A 22254-nucleotide genomic window follows, 5' to 3' on the forward strand; every position below is an offset into this window, starting at 1 on the left:
ATCCCCCTCGATCACGGGCCAAGACGGCCTTGAGTCACAGGCTACCATAGGTCCAATATTTGACCAGTACTGGCATCGGCGCTTTTGGCTGCACTTGTGCTTTGCAAGGACGTGAACTGGAGACCGCATCATGGCTGAGAGCGAGCGCGTGAAAATGGTGGCCGGCGAATGGTATACCTGCATCGATGACGAACTGGAGTCGTTGCGGATGATAGCGCGCGATGCGGTGTTCGAGCACAACTTGCTGCCGCCTCGTCAACGCGGCAATCTCGGGCCGGGTCTGAAGGCACTGCTGGGAAGAGCCGGCGAGGGCGCCCGTATCGAGGCGCCGTTCCACTGCGCCTATGGCTTCAACATCTTTCTCGGCGACGGCGTCTTCCTCAATACCGGCTGCACCATCCTCGACACGGCGAGCGTGCGCATCGGCAAGGCAACGCTGCTCGGCCCGAACGTGCAGATCTACTGCGCCGAGCACCACAAGGAGGCCAGTGGGCGGCAGGCCGGACTGGAGATCGCCCGACCGATCGAGATCGGCGCCAATGCCTGGATCGGCGGCTCAGCCGTCATCCTTGGCGGCGTCAGCATCGGTGAAGGCGCCATCGTCGGCGCCGGTGCGGTGGTGACGCGCGACGTGGCGGCGAACGCCACGGTGATCGGCAATCCGGCGCGGCCGGTCAAGCGGGGCTGAACAGGTCAGGACGACAGGACATACGTCATGCGCTCTTCCTGATCGACCCGCCTGGAGAACTCGCGCCGATACTGCGCAGGCGATGTCTTGAGCCGTGCCGAAAAATGCTGGCGCAGCGAGGTGGCGCTGCCGAAGCCGGCTTCGAAGGCGATCATGTCCATGGATTTCTCCGTCGCTTCCAGCAAACGCTGCGCCAGTTCGATCCGCTGGCTGGTCAGCCAATCGCCAAAGCTGGCGCCGATCGATTTCTGAAAGCGACGGGTAAAGGTGCGGCGGGTCAGGCCGGCGGCCTCGGCCACGCGGTCCAGGCTATGCGCTTCGCCAAGCGTCGCGCGAACCGCGTCGAGGGCCTGGGTGAAGCGGTCGGCGTCCGCGCTTCTTGCCACCGGATGCTCGATGAATTGCGCCTGGCCGCCCTGGCGATGCGGGGAAAGCACGATCTGGCGAGCAAGCCGCAGTGCTGCTTCCGCGCCATAGCGGGCGCGCACGATGTGGAGACAGCAGTCGAGGCCGGCGGCGACGCCGGCCGAGGTCACGACATCGCCATTGTCGACGTAGAGCACCGCGGCATCGACAGCGATGTCGGGATGGAGTGTTTGCAATTGTTCGCAATAGGCCCAGTGCGTCGCGGCACGTCGGCCCGAAAGCAGCCCGGCCGCTGCAATGGCGAAGGTGCCGAGGCACAGGCCGACAATCAAGGCGCCGCGTTGGTGCGCATGGCGCAGCGCTTCCATCAGCAGCGGCGATACCGGTTCGCTCAGATGATGCCAGCTCGGGATGATGACGATATCGGCGCCGTCGAGCCCTTCGAGCCCATGCGGCGCGGCAATTGTCAGCCCGGCTTCGGTATGGATCGGCCCGGCCTTGACCGCGCAGATGCGGAAGTCGAAGCGCGGCAGGCCAAGCGCCGTCCTGTCCTCGCCGAAGACCAGGCACGGTACGGAAAGATGGAACGGGCTGATGCCGTCGAAGGCGAGGACGGCAATGATCGGGTCGTTCATGGGTGCTTCCAGCGGTTGAATGCGGATTGTCCCAATTCTTTCGAATGATGTCAATCGGGTCACTTTCGGCTGTCTGGCAGCCCGCCTATCTTCCATCCATCGAATTCAAGCCGGAAAGGAAACACCATGTCTGACCCAGCCAACACCACGCCGCGCCGGGCGCTGATCGTCGTCGATGTGCAGAACGATTACGACGGCGGCAATCTCGCCATCCAGCATCCGCCGTTCCGCGACAGCGTCGTCAATGTGGCACGCGCCATGGATGCAGCGACTGCTGCCGGTATCAAGGTGGTGGTCGTCAAGCAGATGGCGCCCGAGACCTCGCCGATCTTTGCCAAGGGCAGTCACGGCGGCGAACTGCATCCCGAAATCGCCAGGCGCAAGCGCGACCATTATGTCGAAAAGAACCTGCCCTCCGCCTTCACCGGCACTGATCTGGAAGACTGGCTGCGCGCCAATGCCATCGATACGATTACGGTGGTCGGCTACATGACGCATAATTGTGACCTGTCGACCATTATCCACGCCGTGCATATGGGCTTTGCCGTCGAGTTCCTGTCGGATGCGACCGGCTCGGTGCCTTACGCCAACAGCGCCGGCTACGCCTCGGCCGAGGAGATCCATCGCGTGGTCACGATCATCCTGCAGTCGCGCTTCGCCGCCGTGCTCAAGACCGCCGAATGGGTGGAGTGCCTGCAGACCGGCGCGCTGCCGGAGCGCGACACGATCTTCGGCTCCAACCAGCGGGCGCTGTCGCGCAGCGCTGCTTAGGGCTATCCGAACAAACAGAAAGGGCGCCGCATCGCTGCGGCGCCCTTTCTGTTTGAATTGAAGGATTTTAGAACAGGCCTTCGATATTGCCGGCCTCATTGAGGAAGATCTTTTCCGAGGACGGCGCCCTCGGCAGGCCCGGCATGGTCATGACCTCGCCGCAGATGATGACGACGAAGCCGGCACCGGCCGAAAGCCTGACCTCGCGCACCGGCACGGTGTGGCCGGTCGGCGCGCCGCGCAGGTTCGGGTCGGTCGAGAAGGAATACTGGGTCTTGGCCATGCACACCGGCAAATGGCCGTAGCCGGCGTCTTCCCACGCCTTGAGCTGGTCGCGCACCGACTTGTCGGCGATCGCTTCCGAGCCGCGATAGATGCGCTGGACGATGGTGTTGATCTTCTCGAACAGCGGCATGGCATCGGGATAGAGCGGCGCGAACTGCGAGGCGCCGGATTCGGCCAGTGCCACCACCTTGTTGGCGAGATCCTCGATCCCGGCCGAGCCGTGTGCCCAGTGCTTGCACAGGATCGCTTCTTCGCCCATCGAGGCGACATAGTCCTTCATCGCCTGGATCTCGGCGTCGGTGTCGGAATAGAAATGGTTGATGGCAACCACCGCCGGCACGCCGAACTGCCTGATGTTCTCGATGTGGCGGCCAAGATTGGCGCAGCCCTTCTTCACCGCTTCGACGTTTTCCTTGCCGAGGTCTTCCTTCTTGACGCCGCCATTCATCTTCATGGCGCGCACGGTGGCGACGATGACCGCCGCTGCCGGCTTCAGGCCCGCCTTGCGGCACTTGATGTCGAAGAACTTTTCAGCACCCAAATCGGCGCCGAAGCCGGCTTCGGTGACGACATAGTCGGCGAGCTTGAGCGCCGTCGTGGTGGCGACGACCGAGTTGCAGCCATGCGCGATGTTGGCGAACGGCCCGCCATGCACGAAGGCCGGGTTGTTCTCCAGCGTCTGCACCAGGTTCGGCTGCATGGCGTCCTTCAGCAGCACAGCCATGGCGCCGTCGGCCTTGAGGTCGCGGGCATAGACGGCTGACTTGTCGCGGCGATAGGCGACGATGATGTCGCCGAGGCGCTTTTCCAGGTCCTTCAGGTCGGTCGACAGGCAGAGGATCGCCATCACTTCCGAGGCGACGGTGATGTCGAAACCGCCCTCGCGCGGGAAGCCGTTGGCGACGCCGCCGAGCGAGCAGATGATCTCGCGCAGCGCGCGGTCGTTCATGTCCATGACGCGGCGCCAGACGACCCGGCGGGTGTCGATGCCGAGCTCATTGCCCCAGTAGATGTGGTTGTCGATCAGCGCCGAAAGCAGGTTGTGCGCGGTGGTGATGGCGTGGAAGTCGCCGGTGAAGTGGAGGTTCATGTCCTCCATCGGCACGACCTGCGCATAGCCGCCGCCGGCGGCACCGCCCTTGACGCCGAAGTTCGGGCCGAGCGAAGCCTCGCGGATGCAGACGATCGCCTTCTTGCCGATGCGGTTCAGGCCGTCGCCGAGACCAACCGTGGTCGTGGTCTTGCCTTCGCCGGCCGGCGTCGGGTTGATGGCGGTTACGAGGATCAGCTTGCCGTCCTTGTTGCCCTTCACCGATTTGATGAATTCGGCTGATATCTTGGCCTTGTCGTGGCCGTAGGGCAGCAGGTGTTCGGTCGGGATGCCGATCTTCTGGCCGATCTCCTGGATCTGCTTTTTCCTGGCGCCGCGCGCGATCTCGATGTCGGACTTCACTTCGGCCATGACGGCTTTCCTCTGGATTGGACGGTGGAGGGGACGGGTTTGGTCTTACTGGCAAGCAGATTGGAACCGGGCGCGGGCATGTTCTAACCCTGTCGCTGCCGCGGCGTCAACTTGTATGCAACTATGTTTCCTCTTGAGAAAATTCTTCTGCGGACCGACCGACCTGTCGTCGGTTCTTCCTGGCTCCGTTGCCGCGCCGTATAGAAGCCAGAGGACGCGTCGTTCCGCCGTCTCAAAACAGCCGCACAATGCACGGAATGCGACAGAGGCGACGGCGCAAATTCACCATCGCCTGGTCCCTAATGGAACAGCGCTACTGCGTCAGAACGTTGCTGATTTCGACCATGTTGGAGCGCACCCTGAGCACATAGAAGCCCATCGTCGTCAGATGCGTCGGCAACAGCCAGCCATCCTCGCGGCCATTGGCGATGATGAAAGGCTGGATCTTCAGTGCCGAAACGAACTGCGAGTCCATCGTGTCCCAGAGGTTCTGCAGATGCTTTTCCTTGATGACGTCCTCGAAGTCGGCCTGGGCGCCCTTCATCAGGCCGTAATAGCCATAGAGCTGGCCATAGGCGAACCAGTAGCGGTCGTCGGCGCGGAAGTCGAACCAGCCATTGTTGTGGTTCTCGGCGCGTTCCTTGAGGATCGCCGAGGTCGAGCCGATGTCGGACGAGATGCGGTCGATATACTGTTTCAGATTGTCGGCGCGGGCGTCGAATGTCGCCTGGCAGGTGGCAAGGCGAGCGTTGAAGGAACGCAGCATGCGCACGGCGTCGCGATAGTAGCTCGGCGTCGGTGTCTTGGGGCCGAACGGGTTCAGGCCGAAATACCAGGTCTCCTCGTCGAACTGCAGGTTGCCGCGGGCATTCTGCAGATCGCTGTCGATCTGCGAGGTGGTGCGGACGCGGCCGAGATTGTCGGCGAGTTCGGTCGCCGTGCGCCGCACCGCCTGGTTGATGCCGCGCTGGAAGGAGGCCTTGTTGTCCATCCACGGCGTGTTGTCCCAGTCGACGCCGAACAGGCCGAGCTTGTAGAGGATCATCGACGAGATCCAGGCATTCTGGTTGACGTTGAAGTCGGTCAGGTCGGCGGCGATCTGGGCAATGCCGGAGTTGCCGCAGGTCTTGGCCGTGTCGGTGCCGGCGCCGGCGGAGACCTGTTCGCCAGCGGAGACATTGCGCTTCTCGAACGTGTAGGTGTCTGGATAGTTCGGGTTGAAATTGTTCCACCACTGGGTGGCGTAGAAGAAATTGGCATAGAGGCCGATCAGCACCAGCAGAGCAAGGCCGACCGCCGCCTTGAGGATCCAGCCGCGTTGCGTGTACCAGCGTCCGGCCCACAGGAACGGCCACAGGATGACGCCGATCAAAAGCCCGATACCGCGGCCGATCCACTGGAAAATGCGGGTGAAGAAGTTCACGATCGGATCGAGCATGGCTGTGTCACCCCCTCAAGCATGATGCCAAAAAGTTGCAGACTTTTTGGATAACATTATGCGCCAAAACAAGAAGTTAGAACGAAATAACGGTTCATTTCGTTCTAGTCAGTCAGGCCGTAGAGGCGCGTGCGAAACGCCACCTTGTCCTTCAAATATGTGGTTTTGAGAACGTCCACAACATGCGATCGCCAGGCGTCGCTGAAGCCGCCATAGTCCTTGTAGAAGCCGTCCTTGTTGAAGATGTAGCGCGAGACGAAGTCCGACGGCACGAAATCCGAGATCAGCCGGTTGGTCAGCCAGGCGTCAGGATGGTCAGGCTTGGCGCGGATCACCAGGAAGCGCTGCTGCGGGAAGACATCCTCGATCTTCAGGTGGCCGAGCTGGGCGATCTCGCGCTTGGCGGCGTTGAGGAAAGGGAAATTGCCGTCCCTGGTGATCAGGTCGGCATGGCTCTGGATCCAGGTCTGCAGCCAGACCTTGTCGACATTGGTCAAGTTGCGGTTCGGCTCGGCATCGCGGATCAGCGCGCGCACCACCATCTCGGCGCGGTGCTCGAGATAGCCCGAGGCCTCGACCCAGGAGGCGCGCGGCAACTCGATGCGGCCGGTGGTGGCGAGGAACTTGAACACCTTGTCGGCGTCGTTAATGGAGAGATAGCTGACCTGCCACGGCCGCGAACGGCGGAAGCCTGGCGCCGCAGGATCGCTGATCACCGTCGTCACATCCGGGTCGACGAAGACGTAAAGGCCACCGAAATGGCTGGTCCAGTAGGCGTTGTGGCGGAAGATCACCTGGTCGGGCACCAGCGCGTTCTCGCGGATGTCGCCGCAGATCTTGGCGAGCTCGACCATGCGGTTCAGCATGGCGCTGTCGCGCCAGGCGTCGGGCTCCTGCTTCAACCGGTCGACGAGCTTGCCGAGCTCGGCGGCCTTGCCCAGCACATCCTCAGCCGACAGCACCTTGAACTCGACCTGGCTGATCGACAGCAGGTCCTCGATATCGTTGACCTTGGGAACGGAATCCTCGATCTCGCCGTAGATGACATCCTTGATCGTCAGCGCATCGATGGCGCGCTGGTTCTTGGACATGAACTCGAACATCAGCTGCGAGGTGTTGGAGAAGGCGGTGTGCACCACCGGCAGGTCGATCTGCGACGGCGTCAGGATGATGAAACGGCGGTTGACCTCGTTGGGATCGAGATAGTCGTAGTCGTCGCATTCCTCGGCCACTTCGGGCGAAAAGCCGGTGCGATCGATCTGGAAGGTCTTCAGCTTGGTCGGCTTCAAGCCGAATGCGGCGAGCGCCTTGTTGTAGCGCTGGATCAGATGCGGCTCGTCGACCGTCAGCAGCCGGCCATAGATCAGCTCATTGTCGCGCAGGAGATCGGGTTTCTTGGCGGGGCTCATCTTGCCTTCTCCCACAAGGGGTGAAGGGAAGGCCGGCGCAGCTCACGCATTCCATAGCCCCTTCTTCTTCATCTCCTCCATCTCGCGCGCAGCCCGTTCGCGCAGGCGGGCGTCGCGCAGCAGTTTTTCCACGGCGGAGTCGTCGGACTTGTCGGAATAACGGAACTCCGAGTCGGCGTAGCGGTTGATCTCCTGCATGACCATGTCCATCGAGAACGGCCCGCGCAGTTCCTCGATCATCGCTTTCTTCTCGTCGTAGCCCTTGTGCATGAAGACTTCCGGCTTCTCGAACCAATCGTCGGGAAGCTCGATGTCCATGGCGCGCATCTTGATGGCGTCGGTGACATTCTTGATGGCGCGACCGGTGAAGCGGGGCTCGGCATCCTTGATCAGGTGCAGATAGGTGCCGATATCGGCCATCGATTTCGGCGCGCCGTTCTCCTTCATGTAGCGCTCGTAGACCTTCATCAGCCCATCTTCCTGCGGCTTCTCGTGCTCCTCATAGGCTTCGGTCACGGCGCGCTGGATTTCCTGCGCGGCGTAGAGGTCGTGGTCGCCGAGCGGGATCTTGTGGTTTTTCCCCGCCAGCAGGACAAAAATATCGATGTAGTCGTCGCGGCTCTGCGGCCCGTCGACCAGCCAGCGGGCGCCGGCGCGCTGGCGCAGCGCGTCGTCGACATTTTCGGGGTAGTTGGAGAACATGCCGAATGAGCAGTTGCCGCGCACCACGGTGGCGGCGCCGGCGAAGGCGTCCATCAAGACGCCTGTTATTTCCTGCTGGCCGGCCGAGGCGCGGTCGTCGGAGCGGCGCGCCGCCACCTGGTCGATGTCGTCGATGGTGCCGAAGCCGATGACGCGCGGGTTCAAGACATTGTTGATGAACTGGCGGCAGTTCTGGCCCGACTTGCCCTGGTAGGACGAGATCTGGTCGACGCCGAAATTCTCGTAGGCGAAGGGATAGCCGGCGACCTGGCAATAGCCGTTGACGAGGCCGGCGATCATCTGGATCAGCGTCGTCTTGCCGGTGCCGGGGGCGCCGTCGCCGATGAAGGTGAACAGGAAGCCGCCGAGCTCGACGAACGGATTGAGTTCGCGCTCGAAATCATAGGCCATCAGCATCTTGGCGAGCTTGACCGACTGGTATTTGGCGATGTGGTTGCCGACGACCTCTTCCGGCTTCTTGAAGGTCATCACCAGCGGTTTTGAGCGCTTGCCCGGCGCGACGTCGAAACCATCGAGAGTGAAATTGTCGGCATCGATGCGGATATGGGCGTTCTCGAACGGGCCGATGCCGTCGAAGCGGCCCTTGCGGGCCAGAAGCCCGTCGATGGCGACGCGGGCGAAGGCGCGTGCCCTTGTCATCAAATCGGCATCATCGGACGATCCCGAGATCGCCTTGTCGAGGCCAGCGAGGATCGACTTCACCGCATCCTGCGGCGTGTCGAACAGGAAGTCCGGTTCGGGGATGTCGTTGGGTGCCTCGCCGTCGCTGTCGATCAGCTGGAACAGGTAGGAGGCGAGGCTGAAGGCGGAGATGTAAGCCGAGGCCGACAGAAGCTTCTTGAAGGTGGCCGCTTCGTCGCCTTCGAGCGGCGCGCGGGTATTCCTGGCCTGCAGGCTTTCGAGGTCGGAGCCTTCGGCAAAGACGTCCGATATGGCCAGCGCGATCGCCGTGCCGCGCCGGGCGCGAAACAGGAGCGTGTGCTGCGGGATGGTCAGCAGCTGGTCGTCGGGATGAACGGCGCCGACGGTCTTGGCCAGCTCGACCTCGCGCGTGCGACGCACCGAGCCGACCGAGACGGTCGAGACGAAGCGGCGGTTGGTGCCGGCAAGCGCGGTGCCGGACTCCCGTGACGGGTCCTCAAGCACGACGATGCGGGTGATGAAGCTCTGCGCGGTGGCGCGGTGCTTCTCGATGGCGGCTTCCGGGATGGTGGTCAGGCCGGTATCCATGAAGGGTGCTCCGTGGTGTGACGGTCAGACGTCTGAGATGACCTGTCCGTTGGACAGGATATGAACCTTGTAGCCGGCAAAGATCTTCTGTGCTTCGCCGGCGGCGTAGAGTGCCTGATAGGCCTCGTGCGGAATCAGCGCATGGTTTTCATAGCTCGACACGCCCTGACGCGCGGCTTCCAGATCATCAGTGTTGATGAAGAATTCCTGCGTTGTCTTCTCACTCGAAAACAGGCCCTTGCGGCCGGGTTTCTCGCTCTTGGAATAGACCTCCTGGATCGTCCAGGTCAAAAGCCAGGCATTTTCCGGCTTGCGCACCTTGGCCAGAACCTCGGTCACCGTCGAATTGTTGTCGGTAATCCCCACCGAATAGAACGGGCCGAGCACGACGCGGCGCAGCTGCTTGGGGTGCAGCGGTTCGAAATCCTTGTCGAGGTTGACCGCGATGGTCGCCGGCGACAGCGTATAGGCGGAGTTCTTCTCGGTGAAATCGTCGAAACGATGGGCAAGCTCGGGATTGAGCAGGCCGTCGACCGGCAGCGGAATGTCGACCGTCTCGTTGAGTTTGCCGTTCCTGTCGACAAGCTGGCGGATCATCGCGTCGGAAGAATCCTCCACCGTCACCATGTAGACCAGAGGCAGGTTGGCGCTGCCGTCGAACGTCGCCCAATGGACGAGATAATAGGGCCGTCCCGTCTTCGGATTGACCGAGACCTTGGCGGTTTGCGCCAGCGTGAAGGGACCGAAGGTGTTCTCGCTTTTCACGTCCTCGAGATAGAGCCGCTCGGCCATCGACTTCTGCAGCGCCTCGGGGAATTCCTTGTGGCGCAGGATGAAGTCGGCCATTTCCTCGCGCAATTCGCCGGCGAGCGGGATGTTGGCAAGCCGCGCGTCGGCCTGGCGGCGGTCGTTTTCCAGTTCGAGCAGGTTCTGGAACACCGGGAATCCGCTTTCGGCCCGCGAAATGCGGAACGTGTCCATGAAGCCCAGCCGGTTGCGCCAGCAGGAAAACGACTTGTCGAGCCGGGCGATGTATTCGGCGACGATCTTGGCGACGATGCCGTGCCGGTAAAGCGGCGAGCGATCGTCGCGCATGAACACTTCAAGGCCGCTCAGCGCGGCCGTGATGGCGGAGAAATATCGTGCCGCCGCTTCGTTTTCGGGGGTCATGCCTGTGCGCTCGCGGGCAGTCCTGTCACCCCTAAGACTGCACGTAGTTTGCCGAATTGTGCTTCTTCAGCACCTCGTCGAAGCGGCGGGCAAAGGCATCGTCGGCCAGCTTCTTGCGGCGCTGGATGTCGGCGGTGGCGACCATGTTCTTCTCGTGCATCTCGAGTAGGTCGCCGATGTGTTTTTGCGAAGCAGCACCGATGCCGGCCATGGTTTCCTCGGCGGTGTTGTCGACCTGGCTGCCCAGCGTGTTGATCTTGTGGGCGACGTCCTGCTGGGCGGCGGTCTTCAGCGAATCTTCCAGCGCCTTGTAGAGCACGATGCGCTGCTCGGTATCGATGGTCAGCTTGTTGATCAGCGTCGATTGCGCGGCGATCTGGTTGTTGAGCGAATCGACGAAGGTCTGGAACATCGAGGTGTAGCGCTCGAGCGTCTGGCTCTCGGCCAGCAGCTCCTGCTCCTTGGCCTGCTTTTCGTTGTATTCCGTCGCCAGCTTGGAGCGTTCGCCTTCGAGCTGCGTGCGGTCCTTCTGGCTGGTCGAAGCGGCGATCTTGTTTTCGATGTCGAGCAGCATCGGGTTGAGCTCCTCGATGCGCTTCTGCACGGCTTCGAGGTTGGTCATGGTGGTCTTGCGGCGCTCGATCACCTGCGACAGGCTGGTTTCCGAGGTCTTGTAGCGCTGGTCGAGGACCTCTTTCTGCGCCTTCAATATGCCGACGATGGTGTCGGATTTGACCAGCAGTTCCTGCAGGTTGCCCGCCAGCGACATGTTGCGGACGCGGTCGGTGCGCATGCGCTGCTTGCTCTGGCTGGAGAAGATACCGATGAATTTTTCCCAGCCGGTGTAGTTCTTCATGCTCTCGAACTCGGAGCCGAAGACGTTGGTGGCGTCCTCCAGGCCGATGATCAGGTCGGCAATGTTGCCTTCCATCACCTTTTGCTGCTTCAGCACATCCTCGATGCGGGCGTTCTCGAGGTCGAAATTGGCGTCGCCGATCTTCTTGTCCGATGTGGCGAGCGTATCAAGCATGGTGCCGGACTGCTCGATCTTGGAGCGCATGTCCTGCACGACCTGCTTGGTCTTGGCAATTTCGGCGTCGAAATTCTGCAATGTCGCCATTGGGGCCTCCCGCTTCGGCATGACGTCGCTGGTCGCGAACAGCGGCGAATATATGTGGGGCATCGGGGGATTGAAAGACGTGAAGACAAGGGCGGCGTGAAAACAAAAGAATCCATCAGGGTCTTGAAAACCAGTGAAGGCGGGGGCCTGGCGTGATTAGCTTGCCTGCCAGCCGTAGTTCAGCTGTCATTGAACTTTCATGCGGCAAGCCGATGGCGCACGGATGCCTTTGTATTCGGCAAATCACTGAAGCAATCGCGGCCGCGATATGCGACGCGAAAGCCGGTTTACAGCTGACGAACAGCGGATCAGGGCTTGGGATCGGCCTTCAGATAGGCGATGACATTGGCGATGTCGTCGTCATTGGTCAGGCCGCCGAACGCCATCTTGTTGCTCGGCACCTTCAGCTTTGGGGCCTTGAGATACTCGGCGAGATTGGCTTCATCCCAGACCAGGCCGGCGGCGCCGGCACTCTTCATCGCCTCGGAATAGTGGCCAAGAAAGCTCTCGGCGCTGCCGGCAGTGCGGCCAACGACGCCCAACAGATGCGGACCGACCTTGTCGCGGTCGGTGGCTGCGTCATGGCAGGCCATGCATCGGTTGAAGACCTTCTTGCCCAGGGCAGGATCGCCGCCGGCATGGGCTACGAGCGAGCTGGCAAGGAGAAGGATACTGGCGAACGAAGCGGCTCGAAGCATGGCTGACCCCGGGGAGCTCTGGCTGGCTGCGTTATAGTACCGAGGCCTTAAGAAACGCTGCATAGGGCCGGGGTCAAGGCCGCCGACCGTCAGCCCTTGATAAAGCCGATGAAGTCGTCTGGCGCGGCGCGGCCCATCTCTTCCTCCCAGTGGCGGCGGCAGAGCGAGACATAGACATCCTTGCCGATCGCCACCTGCTCGCCCTGGCGCGCCACCTTGCCATCGGGGCCGAGGCGCACGACCATCGTCGCCTTGCGGCCGCATCGGCAGATGGTGCGCACTTCGCGCAAATCGTCGGCGATGGCCAGCAGCGCGCGCGAGCCGGAAAACAGCTTGCCCTGGAAATCGGTGCGCAGGCCGTAGCACATGACCGGGATGTTCAGCCGGTCGGCGATGCGGGCGAGCTGCCAGACCTGCTCTTCCTCGAGGAACTGCGCCTCGTCGACGAAGACGCAATGCACCGACGTATGCGCGTGATGAGCGGCGACGCGGGCGAACAGATCGTCGCCGTCGCGAAACATCTCGGCTTCCGTCTCCAGGCCTATGCGCGACGAGATCAGGCCTGTATCGCCCTTGCGGTAGTGGCCGGCGACGAACAGCATCGTGCCCATGCCGCGCTCGCGGTAATTGTAAGAGGCCTGCAAGAGCATCGTCGTCTTGCCGGCGTTCATCGTCGCGTAGTGGAAGTAAAGCTTGGCCATGCCGCTCTTTTAAGCCGACTTGGCCTGACACGGGGAGGGGCCAGAGCGGCATTCCCCTGAAAAAGCCGGCTGGCCAGACAAAAGCGCCTGATGTGTCGCTGATTGGCCAGCCCGCGCCGTTGATCGTGATTGTCTTAATGCTTGAAACCACACCAGAATGGTGTTTGGCTGACGAAACAAGGCGGGCACAGAAACCGTAGCTACGCTTCGCCAAAGAATCACAATGGGAGACTGTCTATGTCGCGTATGAACTCTTTCGTCGCCGGCCTCGGCCTGGCGGCTTTTTTGTCAACCAGCGCTGCCTACGCCGGTGATCCGGCAAGCTGCAAGGCGGTGCGCCTTTCCGATGTCGGCTGGACCGACATCCAGGCGACGACCGGCGTCGCCTCCGTGCTGCTGACCGCGCTCGGCTATGAGCCGCAAACGATCCAGCTGTCGGTGCCGGTGACCATGGCGTCGCTGAAGAACAAGGATCTCGACGTGTTCCTCGGCAACTGGATGCCGTCGATGACCAACGACATCAAGGACTATACCGCCGACGGTTCGGTCGAGACGATCAGCACCAACCTGACCGGCGCCGGCTACGGCATCGTCGTGCCGACCTATGTCGCCGACGCCGGCGTCAAATCGCTGACCGATATCGGCAAGTTCAAGGACAAGTTCAACGGCAAGATCTATGGCATCGAGGCCGGCAATGACGGCAACCGCATCATCCTCGACATGATCAAGAACCCGAAGGACAATCTCGAAGGCTTCGAGCTGGTCGAATCCTCGGAAGCCGGCATGCTGACGCAGGCCGAGCAGTCGATGAAGAACAATGAATGGATCGCCTTCCTCGGCTGGACGCCGCATCCGGTGATGGGCGCCATGAAGATCACCTATCTCGACGGCATGGGCGACAGCGGCTTCGGCGCCGCCACCGTCTACACCAATGTGCGCAAGGGCTACACCACCGAATGCCCGAACGCCGGCAAGTTCATCGCCAACCTGAAGTTCAACCTGGACATGGAAGGCGAGATGATGGACGCGATCCTCAAGGGCGGCGACGCCAATACGGTTGCAACCGACTGGCTGAAGAAGCACCCGGATGCCGTTGCCCCGTGGATTGCCGGCGTGACTACCTTCGACGGCGGTGACGCTGCCGCCGCCATCAAGACCGCGCTCGGAAGCTGAGCCGACTGAATTCGGCAAAGCCGAACCAGGAAGGGCAGCCATCTTAGAAAAGGCTGCCCTTTTTCATATCCTGTGACAAGATGACGACGGTCGAGGCCGAGGGGCAGGGCGGTCTCCTGCACGAGAGGGGCGATATGGATCCGATTTCGAAATTCATGGTCGATCACAAGATTCCGATCGGCGCCTGGGGAAAGGCCTTCTTCGGTTTCCTCACCGACAATTTCGACACTGTGTTCAGGGCCTTTTCGAATGGCCTCAATTTCCTGCTGGATGGGCTGGTCGGCATCCTCTTGATGGTGCCGCCGGTGCTGCTGGCGCTGATCATCGCTGTTATCGCCTGGCTGCTGCAACGCTCGCGACCGCTTGCCATCGGCGTCTTTCTCGGCCTGATCTTCATCATCAACCAGAACCTTTGGAAGCAGACGGTGCAGACGCTGGTGCTGGTCGTCGCGGCCGCTGCCATGGCCATGGCCATCGGCGTGCCGCTCGGCATCTGGGCAGCGCACAAGCCGAAGGTCTACCGCGTCATGCTGCCGGTGCTCGACCTGATGCAGACGCTGCCGACCTTCGTCTACCTGATCCCGGTGCTGACGCTGTTCGGCCTCGGCAACGCGCCCGGCCTCATCGTCACCATCATCTTCGTCATTCCGACCGCGGTCCGGCTCACGCATCTGGGCGTCGTCTCGGTGCCGAAGTCGATCGTCGAGGCCGGCGAGGCTTTCGGCGCCACCAAGAGCCAGCTGCTGTGGAAGGTGGAACTGCCGTCGGCGCTGCCCACCATCATGGCCGGCCTGACGCAATCGATCATGCTGTCGCTGTCGATGGTGGTGTTTGCCGCACTGATCGGCGCCGGCGGGCTCGGCACCGAGATCAACCGGGCGCTCGGCTCGCGCCGCATCGACCTCGGGCTTGAGGCGGGGCTTGCCATCGTCGTTTTGGCCATCGTGCTCGACCGGATGACCCGCATCGCCGTTGGAGGCAAGAAATGACCGTCGCCGTCGATTTCAGGAACGTCGATATCGTCTTCGGCGCCGACCAGGCCGGATCGCTGAAGATGATCGACGCCGGCGCCAGCCGCGCCGAGATCCTCGAAAAGACCGGCAATGTACTGGGCTGCGCCGGCGCCAGCCTGACCGTGAACGAGGGCGAGATCTCCGTTCTGATGGGCCTCTCCGGTTCGGGCAAGTCGACATTGCTGCGGGCGGTCAACCGGCTCAACGTGGTGTCGCGCGGCCAGGTGCTGGTCAAGGATGGCGACAAGACCGTCGATGTCGTCACCTGCGACGAGGCGACCTTGCGGCGCCTGCGCCAGAAACAGGTGGCGATGGTGTTCCAGCAGTTCGGCCTTTTGCCCTGGCGCACGGTGGAGGAGAATGTCGGTCTCGGCCTCGAACTGGCCGGCGTCCCGGAAGCCGAACGCAAGGAGCGCGTCCAACGCCAGCTCAAGCTGGTCAATCTCGACCAGTGGTCGAAGAAATATGCGCATGAGCTTTCGGGCGGCATGCAGCAGCGCGTCGGCCTGGCGCGGGCCTTCGCCACCGAGGCGCCGATCCTGTTGATGGATGAGCCGTTCTCGGCGCTCGACCCGCTCATCCGCACCAAGCTGCAGGACGAATTGCTGCAGCTGCAGACTGAATTGAAGAAGACCATCATCTTCGTCAGCCACGACCTCGAGGAGGCGCTGAAGATCGGCTCCCACATCACCATCATGGAGGGTGGGCGCATCGTGCAAACCGGCGCGCCCGAAGACATCGTGCTGCGGCCCGCCAACGACTATGTCCGAGACTTCATCGCCAATGTGAACCCGCTGTCGGTGCTGACCGCCTGGAACGTGATGCGCGACCGTCGCGATCTGGAGCACGGCAAGGACGGCTGGGTCTGGCTCGACCGCCGCAAGACGACGCGCTTCAAGATCGACGACCACGGGCTGGTGGCGGCGGCCGAACGCGACGGCAAGCCGGCGGTCTGGGTGTCGTGCGCCGACGTCGAAGGCCAATCCGAGGAAGCCGCGCAAGTGTTCTGGGCCAACCCGGGCACCTCGCTGAAAACCGTCATGCTGGCCATGCACCGTTCGCAGACCGCTCCGGTAGCGCTGTTTGACGACCAGTCGCGCTTCGTCGGCGCCATCGGCATTCGCGACGTGCTGAGCGCGGTGTTGCGGCGGTAGTTTCTCCGGAATCCAACGGCGGCGAGGCGCGGCGACCGGGCGCGCCTTGTTTTTATGCCGCCAGCGGCAGGCGCAGTTGCGTCAGCAGGCCGCCGCCGGGATTGTTGGACAGGCGGATCTCGCCACCTGCGGCGCGCGCGATGTTGCGGGCAATGGTCAGGCCGAGACCAAGACCGCCGGTCTGGCGGTTGCGCGATTGTTCGAGGCGCACGAACGAGCCGAACACGGCGTCGATCTGCGCCTGCGGTATGCCAGGCCCTTCATCGCGGATGGTGAGCAGGATCATGTCCTCCGACCGGCGCAGCGAAAGATGCGCCTTCTTGCCGTAGGTGACCGCGTTCTGCACCAGATTGGTGACGCAGCGCTTGAGCGCGACCGGCCGCGCCATGCAGATCAGCCCGCGCGAACGGGTCTCGTCGTCGAACGAGACGTCGTCATAGCCGTCGGCGATCGATTCCACGAGCGACCAGAAGTCGATGCGTTCGTTCTTTTCCTCGGTCACTTCGAAGGTGGCGAAGTCGATCACCGAACTGGCGATGCTCTCGACATCGGCGAGGTCGTGCGCCAGCGCCTCGCGGACCGCCGATTTGCGCAACAGCTCCAGGCGCAGGCGCATCCTGGTCATCGGCGTGCGCAGATCATGCGCCAGTGCCGCCGCCAGATGTTCGCGGTCCTCGACATATTCGCGCAACCTCGCCTGCATGGCGTTGATCGCCTTGGCGGCGGCACGCACCTCGCGGCTGCCGCCCTCGGCGATCGGCGGGCTCTTCAGATCCTTGCCGATCCGGTTCACGGCGGTTTCCATCATCCGGTACGGCGCCGTCAGCCGGCGCAGCGACCAGATCGACATGATCACCACCAGCCCTGCGATCAGCGAATAGAGCGGCAGGCTGTCGAAGCTCAGGATCGGGCCGACGGGCGTGATCGGTTCGGTGAAATTCAGCCATTGGCCGTCGGCGAAGCGCAGCGATGCCGTCAGCTTATCGCTCTGGGCGAAGTCGGCGGCCAGCACCAGAAGGTCGCGCTCGACCTGGCCGATGTCGGGTCCTGGCGTCGTGCCGTCCGCGTCGTCGGCCTCGCGCGTCGCCGGATCGCGGCGCACGCGTGCATCGGTGATGCCGAATTTGGACAGCCGGCCGACGAGGATGTCTTCGAGTTCGGCCAGTTCGTCATCGCCGGCGATCGACGAAGTGACCGCCGGCGTGTCCGAAACGGTGAGCGCGTAGGTGGAGTTGAACAGGCCGGTCGCCGTCGCCTTGCGCTCGTCCGGACTGGCGTCATGCATGAGCTGCACCAGCGAGAAGGCACGGTCGTTGAGCCGGTAGAGGTCGACGACGTCGTTGGCGGCAGCGCGGTCGCGCGAGACGATGTAGAGGGTCGCGACCTGGCTGATCAGCAGGCCGGCAATGACGATCAGCAGCACCCAGACAGGCAAGGTCTGCGGCAGGAAACGTCTCATTCGGAGGTCGTCTCGGGCAGGAACTGGTAGCCGCCGCTGCGTACGGTCAGGATCAGCTTGGGCGTCTTCGGGTCGTCCTCCATCTTGCGCCGCAACCGGCTGACCAGGATGTCGATGCTGCGGTCGAAGGAATAGTCGCTGTCGCCGCCGGACAATTCGATGAGCTGGTCGCGGGTCAGCACACGCTGCGCACTCTTGACGAAGGTCTGCAGCAGGTTGAATTCGGCCATGGTCAGCTCGACCCTGACATCGTCGGGTGCGATCAGCCGGCGCCGGGCACAGTCCATCGTCCAGCCAGCGAAGCGGTAGATCTGCTTGGTGGTGGCGCGCTTCGGCTCGGCGGCGCCATTGCGCCTGAGCACGGCCCGGATGCGCGCCAAAAGCTCGCGCGGGTCGAAGGGCTTGGGCACATAGTCGTCGGCGCCCATTTCCAGGCCGACGACGCGGTCGGTCGTCTCGGTGACGGCGGTCAGCATGATGATCGGCGTCGAATACTGGGCGCGCAGGTCGCGGCACAGCTCCAGCCCGCTCTTGCCGGGCAGCATCACGTCGAGGACGATGAGGTCCACCTGGACGCGCCGCAGGATGGTCTCCATCTCGATGCCGTCGGCGGCAACCGAGGTGTGCAGGCCCCGCTTCTGGAAGAATTCCTGCAGCAGGTCGCGGATGCCCTTATCGTCGTCGACGATCAGTATGTGTGCATCGGATTTCACAGCAGCCCTGTCATTGTTGCCAAGCCCCTTCTGTCTTTGATTGCCAAGCCCTTCGGTCGCAACCCACACGATAGAATTCAGGCCATATGTTGGCCAGTGGCTATGATGGAGTTCACACCGGCTTTCTCAGACACACTCCAGAAACAAAATTCTACAGTTCAGAAAAACTCCTGAAAAATTTCAAAGGCATAACTGATCTCGTGGCGGTCAGGTCATCGGCTGCGACGCTAGTCTCCGGGTTTACGGATAAACCGATGCCAAGGTTGTCGATCAGTTTGTTGGGTGCGTTGCTGGGCTTCTGCCTGGTCACTGCCGCTGTCGGACAATCGGACGCAAAGGCGACGCTCACAACCCGGAGCGAACGGTGCGCCAATCTCAGCCACCAATTTGATGAAGCCCTCGAAACCCATGCCACGGCAACGCAGGTCACCGCGGCAAAGGCACTTCAGAGAAAGGGCAACCGGTACTGCGCCGCCAAGAAACAGGCACAGGGCATCCGGATGCTCGCCAATGCTTTGAAGCTGCTTGGAGTGACGCCGAACGACCCGGTTCAGTAACGCTCCGAAACTTGACCCGCATAAAAAGGAAACGAAGCCATGAAAAAGTCCATCCTCTCCGCAACCGGTCTCGCCGTCGCTCTCGCTTTCGCGATGCCGGCTCTCGGCAACGCCGCCGCCACCACGACCGCTGCTCCGGCTGCTTCGACGACCACCGCTCCGGCGACTGCCGCTCCGGCCAAGGCTGCTCCGAAGAAGGTCGTCAAGAAGACCGTCAAGAAGCACAAGAAGGCTGCTGAGAAGGCCGTCAAGAAGGACGCCCCGAAGACCTGATAAGGTCCGGCATAAAATGCCGGCCTGTTGACCAAGGCCGCTCCAGCTGGTTTCGGTTGGAGCGGCCTTCTTCCTGTCCGAGCCGCTGAAGCCCTGACATTGGCGATGAAGCGGTCGATGGGTTCAACTGATCTTTGGCGAAGTCTGGCACCGGCAGCTTCCGCCTCGACTGACACTTAACCCGTTTGCAACGCCGGCCGTGTAGGACAATCCGCATGAAGAAGCGGCTTTCGTCCATTTTGCGCTCGATGGTGATCGGCGGTCTGGTTGCCACCGGCCTCGCCAGAGTGCTTATCCTGTTCACCGCCAGCCCGGTTCCCGATCCGGCCAGCGGACGCACCGAGCCTTCGCTGTTCGCGCCGGCGATTTCCACCAACTGGGACTACATAACGCCGGCACAGACCTGGCTGCTGGTCGTGCTGACCGGCGCGACGTTGATCTGCGTCGCCGCGTGGCTGATCGCGACCTGGCTGGAACGCCGGGCGGATGCCGGCGGAAACCGTTTTCGGTCCGATATACCGCCCGCTGCGGCCGTGCGGCAGATTCCCGGCCGTCGCATGTTCGGCCGCCAAGGCCGTTGAACGGCAACCGACACTTTCCCACATGATTGTGAATGGCCGCGTCGGCGGACACCGGTTTCGCGCGTCGATCAAAATGGACGACCGTTTTCACCGGTGCCAGAATGGCGGTCACATCGCTTACGCAAAACTGTCGGTTCCGATGCCTGAAATCACCACAAAACCGCGTACCCAGATCAAGCCGCAAGTCGAACGGCCAAAACTCTACAAGGTCATCCTCATCAACGACGATTTCACGCCGCGCGAATTCGTGGTGACGGTGCTGAAGGGCGAGTTCAAACTCAGCGAGGACCAAGCGCACCGGGTGATGATCACTGCGCATCGGCGTGGCGTCTGCGTCGTCGCCGTGTTCACCAAGGATGTCGCCGAGACCAAGGCGACGCGCGCCACCGAAGCCGGCAAGGCCAAGGGCTATCCGCTGATGTTCACGACGGAGCCGGAGGAGTAGAGCAGGGGGCTTTCCCTTCTCCCACAACAAGGGAGAAGGAAAAGAGCGCCGCGCTACCGTCCCTCGCGGTACCACATCGAACCCATTGCCAGAAGCAGCAGGCCGAGGCCGAGGAAGCCGCCGAACAGCGGCACGCGCGAGACGGCTTTGAGCACGCTGTCGTCTGTCGTGCGCAGGCCGATCCAGTCGCTGCCGGATGCGGCACCAGCCGAGCGCACCGGCACGATGGAAGGCAGCGTCACGTCGCTGCCAAGGGCTGTGGAAGACGCCAGCCGGCGCACGCTGCCGCCGGTGGCTTCGGCCGGCGCCTTCAGCCGGTTTTCGGTGGAAATGACGTCGGCGAATTCCGGTTCGTTGACCGGCCCGACATGGGCGAGCGCGGTGAGGTCGCCATTGGCGACCTGGTAGAGCCCGATCTCGCTGGTCTCGACGCTGCCGAGGAAGACCCCGGGCTCGGCTTTGTCGAGCTTGACCGTCAAGGTTTTGCCGGACGGAGTGATGATCTGCGCGGCGCCGGGATCGTCGGCCATCGTCTGGCGGCGGATTTCCAGCACCATGCCACGACCATCGGCGGTCAGCCGCTCCTCCTCGAGCTCCGGCTCCTTCATCAGCCAGTGCGCGATGCGCCGATAAAGCTGGACATGCGGGCCGCCGCCCTCGAAGCCGCGCGCCCACAGCCAGCCCTGATCGGACAGCAGCATGCCGACGCGGCCTTCTCCCTTGCGGTCGAGCAGCAGCAGCGGCCGGTTGTCGGCGCCCTTCATGACCACTTCGCCTTCCGGGTTCTGCACGCCTATGGTGCGGAACCAGCGGCTCCAGTGCGGCGGCTCGGTGGCCGAGCCATCGAGCCCACGCGTCACCGGGTGGCGCTGGCCGAGTTCGGTGAGGCGCGGATAGAAGGCCTTGTCGACAACTTCGCCGGTCGGCATCGCCGGCAGGGCGGCCATCAGCGGCGTGCGCGCGATCGAGCTTTCGCCGGCATATTCGGGGCCGGCCGCGATCAGCAGCGCGCCGCCCTTTTCGACATATTCGGAGATGTAGTCGTAATAGAGGATCGGCAGCACGTCGCGGTGCTGGTAGCGGTCGAAGATGATGAGGTCGAAATCCTTGATCTTCTCGACGAACAGTTCGCGGGTCGGGAAGGCGATAAGCGACAATTCGTTGATCGGCGTGCCATCCTGCTTTTCCGGCGGCCGCAGGATGGTGAAATGGACAAGATCGACCGAGGCGTCGGATTTCAGCAGGTTGCGCCAGGTGCGCTCGCCGGCATGCGGCTCGCCGGAGACGAGCAGCACACGCAGATTCTCGCGAATGCCGTCGATCAGTGCGATGGCGCGGTTGTTGGTGTCGGTCAGTTCGCCCGGCTCGCGATCGATGGCGAGTTCGACGATGTTGCGGCCGGCGCCCGGAATGGTGACCTGCAGCGGCATGGCCTGGCCAACGGTGGCGTGCTCGACGGCGACCTGCTCGCCATTGACCGAGACGCGCACATCGACCGGGCCAGTCTCGTTTTCGGTCGAGATGACGCGGTAGGTCATGTCGAGCGGCTTGCCAACAAGACCGAAGCGCGGCGCGTTCTCGAAGCGGATGCGGCGGTCCTTTTCGTGGTCATTGCCGGTGATCAGCGCATGCAGCGGGGCGTTGAAATCGGGCGCGCCCGGCGGCGCGTCATGGACCTCGCCATCGGTGATCATGATCGCGCCGCCGATGCGTGACGGCGGCACGTCGCGGAAGGCGCCTTCAAGCGCGCCGAACAGCCGTGTCTCGGTGCGCTCTTCGGCGGCCTCGGATTTGCCGGCCTCGACGACCCGCACGTCGAACTGCTTGAAGCGGCCAAGCCGCTGCTGCAGCCCGGCCAGCGCCTCGTCGGTCTGCTTGGTGCGATCGCCGATATCCTGGCTCTGGCTGCGGTCGACGACGAGGGCGACAACGCTTTTCAGCGGCTCGCGCTCCTCGTTGAGGAACACCGGGTTGAACAAAGCGGCGGCGAGCGCCAAAAGGGCGATGAAGCGGAAGACCGAGCCGCGCTGGCGAAACCACAGGCCGACAAGCGCCAGCAGCGCCAGCGGCACCAGCGCCAAGGCCAACAGGGGCCAGGAGATCAGCGGTTCGAAGGAAATCGACCAGTTCATTCCTTACCCTCCTCTTTTTGGGGAGGGTTTATCCGCGACCGGAGGGCACCAAACAAAC

Annotated in this window: 21 protein-coding genes; 9 read left to right on the forward strand and 12 right to left on the reverse strand. The window is 62.7% G+C overall.

Annotated elements, in window-relative coordinates; genetic code table 11:
* Positions 1–130 precede the first annotated feature (130 nt).
* The gene (locus P3C39_RS00240) at positions 131–688 is read left to right on the forward strand and encodes a sugar O-acetyltransferase (RefSeq protein ID WP_063168859.1); all 558 of its coding nucleotides are present in this window, start codon (positions 131–133) and stop codon (positions 686–688) included.
* Positions 689–693: 5 nt separating this feature from the next.
* On the opposite strand, the gene P3C39_RS00245 is transcribed toward P3C39_RS00240, so the two are convergent.
* A complete protein-coding gene (locus P3C39_RS00245) occupies positions 694–1689 on the reverse strand; it encodes a helix-turn-helix domain-containing protein (protein WP_063168858.1) in 996 nt (331 codons plus the stop codon).
* Between the two features lie 126 nt (positions 1690–1815).
* On the opposite strand from P3C39_RS00245, the gene P3C39_RS00250 reads away from it, so the two are divergent.
* Positions 1816–2460: a cysteine hydrolase family protein gene (locus tag P3C39_RS00250; protein WP_013529947.1), complete on the forward strand. Its 645-nt coding sequence runs from the start codon at positions 1816–1818 to the stop codon at positions 2458–2460.
* A gap of 67 nt (positions 2461–2527) precedes the next feature.
* On the opposite strand, the gene P3C39_RS00255 is transcribed toward P3C39_RS00250, so the two are convergent.
* From P3C39_RS00255 to P3C39_RS00290, 8 genes are all read right to left on the reverse strand, one after another.
* Positions 2528–4207 (reverse strand): formate--tetrahydrofolate ligase, encoded by a 1680-nt coding sequence (locus P3C39_RS00255; protein ID WP_013529948.1) that lies wholly within the window; start codon positions 4205–4207, stop codon positions 2528–2530.
* Positions 4208–4520: 313 nt separating this feature from the next.
* Positions 4521–5645: a DUF2333 family protein gene (locus P3C39_RS00260; protein WP_275952417.1), complete on the reverse strand. Its 1125-nt coding sequence runs from the start codon at positions 5643–5645 to the stop codon at positions 4521–4523.
* A 104-nt stretch (positions 5646–5749) separates the two neighbouring features.
* On the reverse strand, positions 5750–7054 hold the full coding sequence (locus P3C39_RS00265) for a DUF6638 family protein (RefSeq protein ID WP_224675194.1): 1305 nt from the start codon (positions 7052–7054) through the stop codon (positions 5750–5752).
* A gap of 42 nt (positions 7055–7096) precedes the next feature.
* Complete coding sequence (locus P3C39_RS00270; RefSeq protein WP_275952418.1) at positions 7097–9007, reverse strand: ATP-binding protein; 1911 nt, start codon at positions 9005–9007, stop codon at positions 7097–7099.
* Positions 9008–9031: 24 nt separating this feature from the next.
* Positions 9032–10177 (reverse strand): hypothetical protein, encoded by a 1146-nt coding sequence (locus P3C39_RS00275; RefSeq protein ID WP_013529952.1) that lies wholly within the window; start codon positions 10175–10177, stop codon positions 9032–9034.
* Between the two features lie 31 nt (positions 10178–10208).
* Positions 10209–11297, reverse strand: a complete 1089-nt coding sequence (locus P3C39_RS00280) for a hypothetical protein (RefSeq protein WP_024504535.1) — start codon at positions 11295–11297, stop codon at positions 10209–10211.
* Positions 11298–11605: 308 nt separating this feature from the next.
* On the reverse strand, positions 11606–11995 hold the full coding sequence (locus P3C39_RS00285; protein WP_013529954.1) for a cytochrome c family protein: 390 nt from the start codon (positions 11993–11995) through the stop codon (positions 11606–11608).
* A gap of 89 nt (positions 11996–12084) precedes the next feature.
* Positions 12085–12696, reverse strand: a complete 612-nt coding sequence (locus P3C39_RS00290) for a thymidine kinase (protein ID WP_013529955.1) — start codon at positions 12694–12696, stop codon at positions 12085–12087.
* Positions 12697–12933: 237 nt separating this feature from the next.
* Here P3C39_RS00290 and P3C39_RS00295 point away from each other — a divergent pair, with 237 nt between their 5' ends.
* The 3 genes from P3C39_RS00295 (at position 12934) to choV (ending at position 16036) form a co-directional block, all read left to right on the forward strand.
* Positions 12934–13869 (forward strand): choline ABC transporter substrate-binding protein, encoded by a 936-nt coding sequence (locus tag P3C39_RS00295; protein ID WP_013529956.1) that lies wholly within the window; start codon positions 12934–12936, stop codon positions 13867–13869.
* Between the two features lie 134 nt (positions 13870–14003).
* Positions 14004–14858 carry a choline ABC transporter permease subunit gene (gene choW, locus P3C39_RS00300; RefSeq protein ID WP_013529957.1) on the forward strand — a complete coding sequence of 285 codons (855 nt, stop codon included), beginning with the start codon at positions 14004–14006 and terminating at the stop codon, positions 14856–14858.
* Positions 14855–16036 carry a choline ABC transporter ATP-binding protein gene (choV, locus tag P3C39_RS00305; protein WP_013529958.1) on the forward strand — a complete coding sequence of 394 codons (1182 nt, stop codon included), beginning with the start codon at positions 14855–14857 and terminating at the stop codon, positions 16034–16036. Before choW ends, choV begins: the two co-directional genes overlap by 4 nt.
* Before the next feature lie 52 nt (positions 16037–16088).
* Here choV and P3C39_RS00310 read toward each other — a convergent pair whose 3' ends face one another.
* Together P3C39_RS00310 and P3C39_RS00315 are read right to left on the reverse strand one after the other, a co-directional pair.
* Entirely contained in the window at positions 16089–17495 is a 1407-nt protein-coding gene (locus P3C39_RS00310) for an ATP-binding protein (protein WP_063168853.1), read from the reverse strand.
* On the reverse strand, positions 17492–18208 hold the full coding sequence (locus tag P3C39_RS00315) for a response regulator transcription factor (RefSeq protein WP_013529960.1): 717 nt from the start codon (positions 18206–18208) through the stop codon (positions 17492–17494). Before P3C39_RS00315 ends, P3C39_RS00310 begins: the two co-directional genes overlap by 4 nt.
* A 254-nt stretch (positions 18209–18462) precedes the next feature.
* On the opposite strand from P3C39_RS00315, the gene P3C39_RS00320 reads away from it, so the two are divergent.
* The 4 genes from P3C39_RS00320 (at position 18463) to clpS (ending at position 20064) form a co-directional block, all read left to right on the forward strand.
* On the forward strand, positions 18463–18765 hold the full coding sequence (locus P3C39_RS00320; protein ID WP_024504541.1) for a hypothetical protein: 303 nt from the start codon (positions 18463–18465) through the stop codon (positions 18763–18765).
* A 39-nt stretch (positions 18766–18804) separates the two neighbouring features.
* A complete protein-coding gene (locus P3C39_RS00325; protein ID WP_013529962.1) occupies positions 18805–19038 on the forward strand; it encodes a hypothetical protein in 234 nt (77 codons plus the stop codon).
* 215 nt (positions 19039–19253) lie between these two features.
* Positions 19254–19619: a hypothetical protein gene (locus P3C39_RS00330; RefSeq protein WP_063168852.1), complete on the forward strand. Its 366-nt coding sequence runs from the start codon at positions 19254–19256 to the stop codon at positions 19617–19619.
* Between the two features lie 139 nt (positions 19620–19758).
* Positions 19759–20064 carry an ATP-dependent Clp protease adapter ClpS gene (gene clpS / locus P3C39_RS00335; RefSeq protein WP_224621525.1) on the forward strand — a complete coding sequence of 102 codons (306 nt, stop codon included), beginning with the start codon at positions 19759–19761 and terminating at the stop codon, positions 20062–20064.
* A gap of 53 nt (positions 20065–20117) precedes the next feature.
* Here the strand turns inward: clpS and P3C39_RS00340 are convergent, their stop codons facing one another.
* On the reverse strand, positions 20118–22196 hold the full coding sequence (locus tag P3C39_RS00340) for a hypothetical protein (RefSeq protein WP_275952419.1): 2079 nt from the start codon (positions 22194–22196) through the stop codon (positions 20118–20120).
* Positions 22197–22254 lie beyond the last annotated feature (58 nt).

It is taken from the genome of Mesorhizobium sp. XAP4 (genome assembly GCF_029269325.1).
Taxonomy (GTDB): domain Bacteria; phylum Pseudomonadota; class Alphaproteobacteria; order Rhizobiales; family Rhizobiaceae; genus Mesorhizobium; species Mesorhizobium ciceri.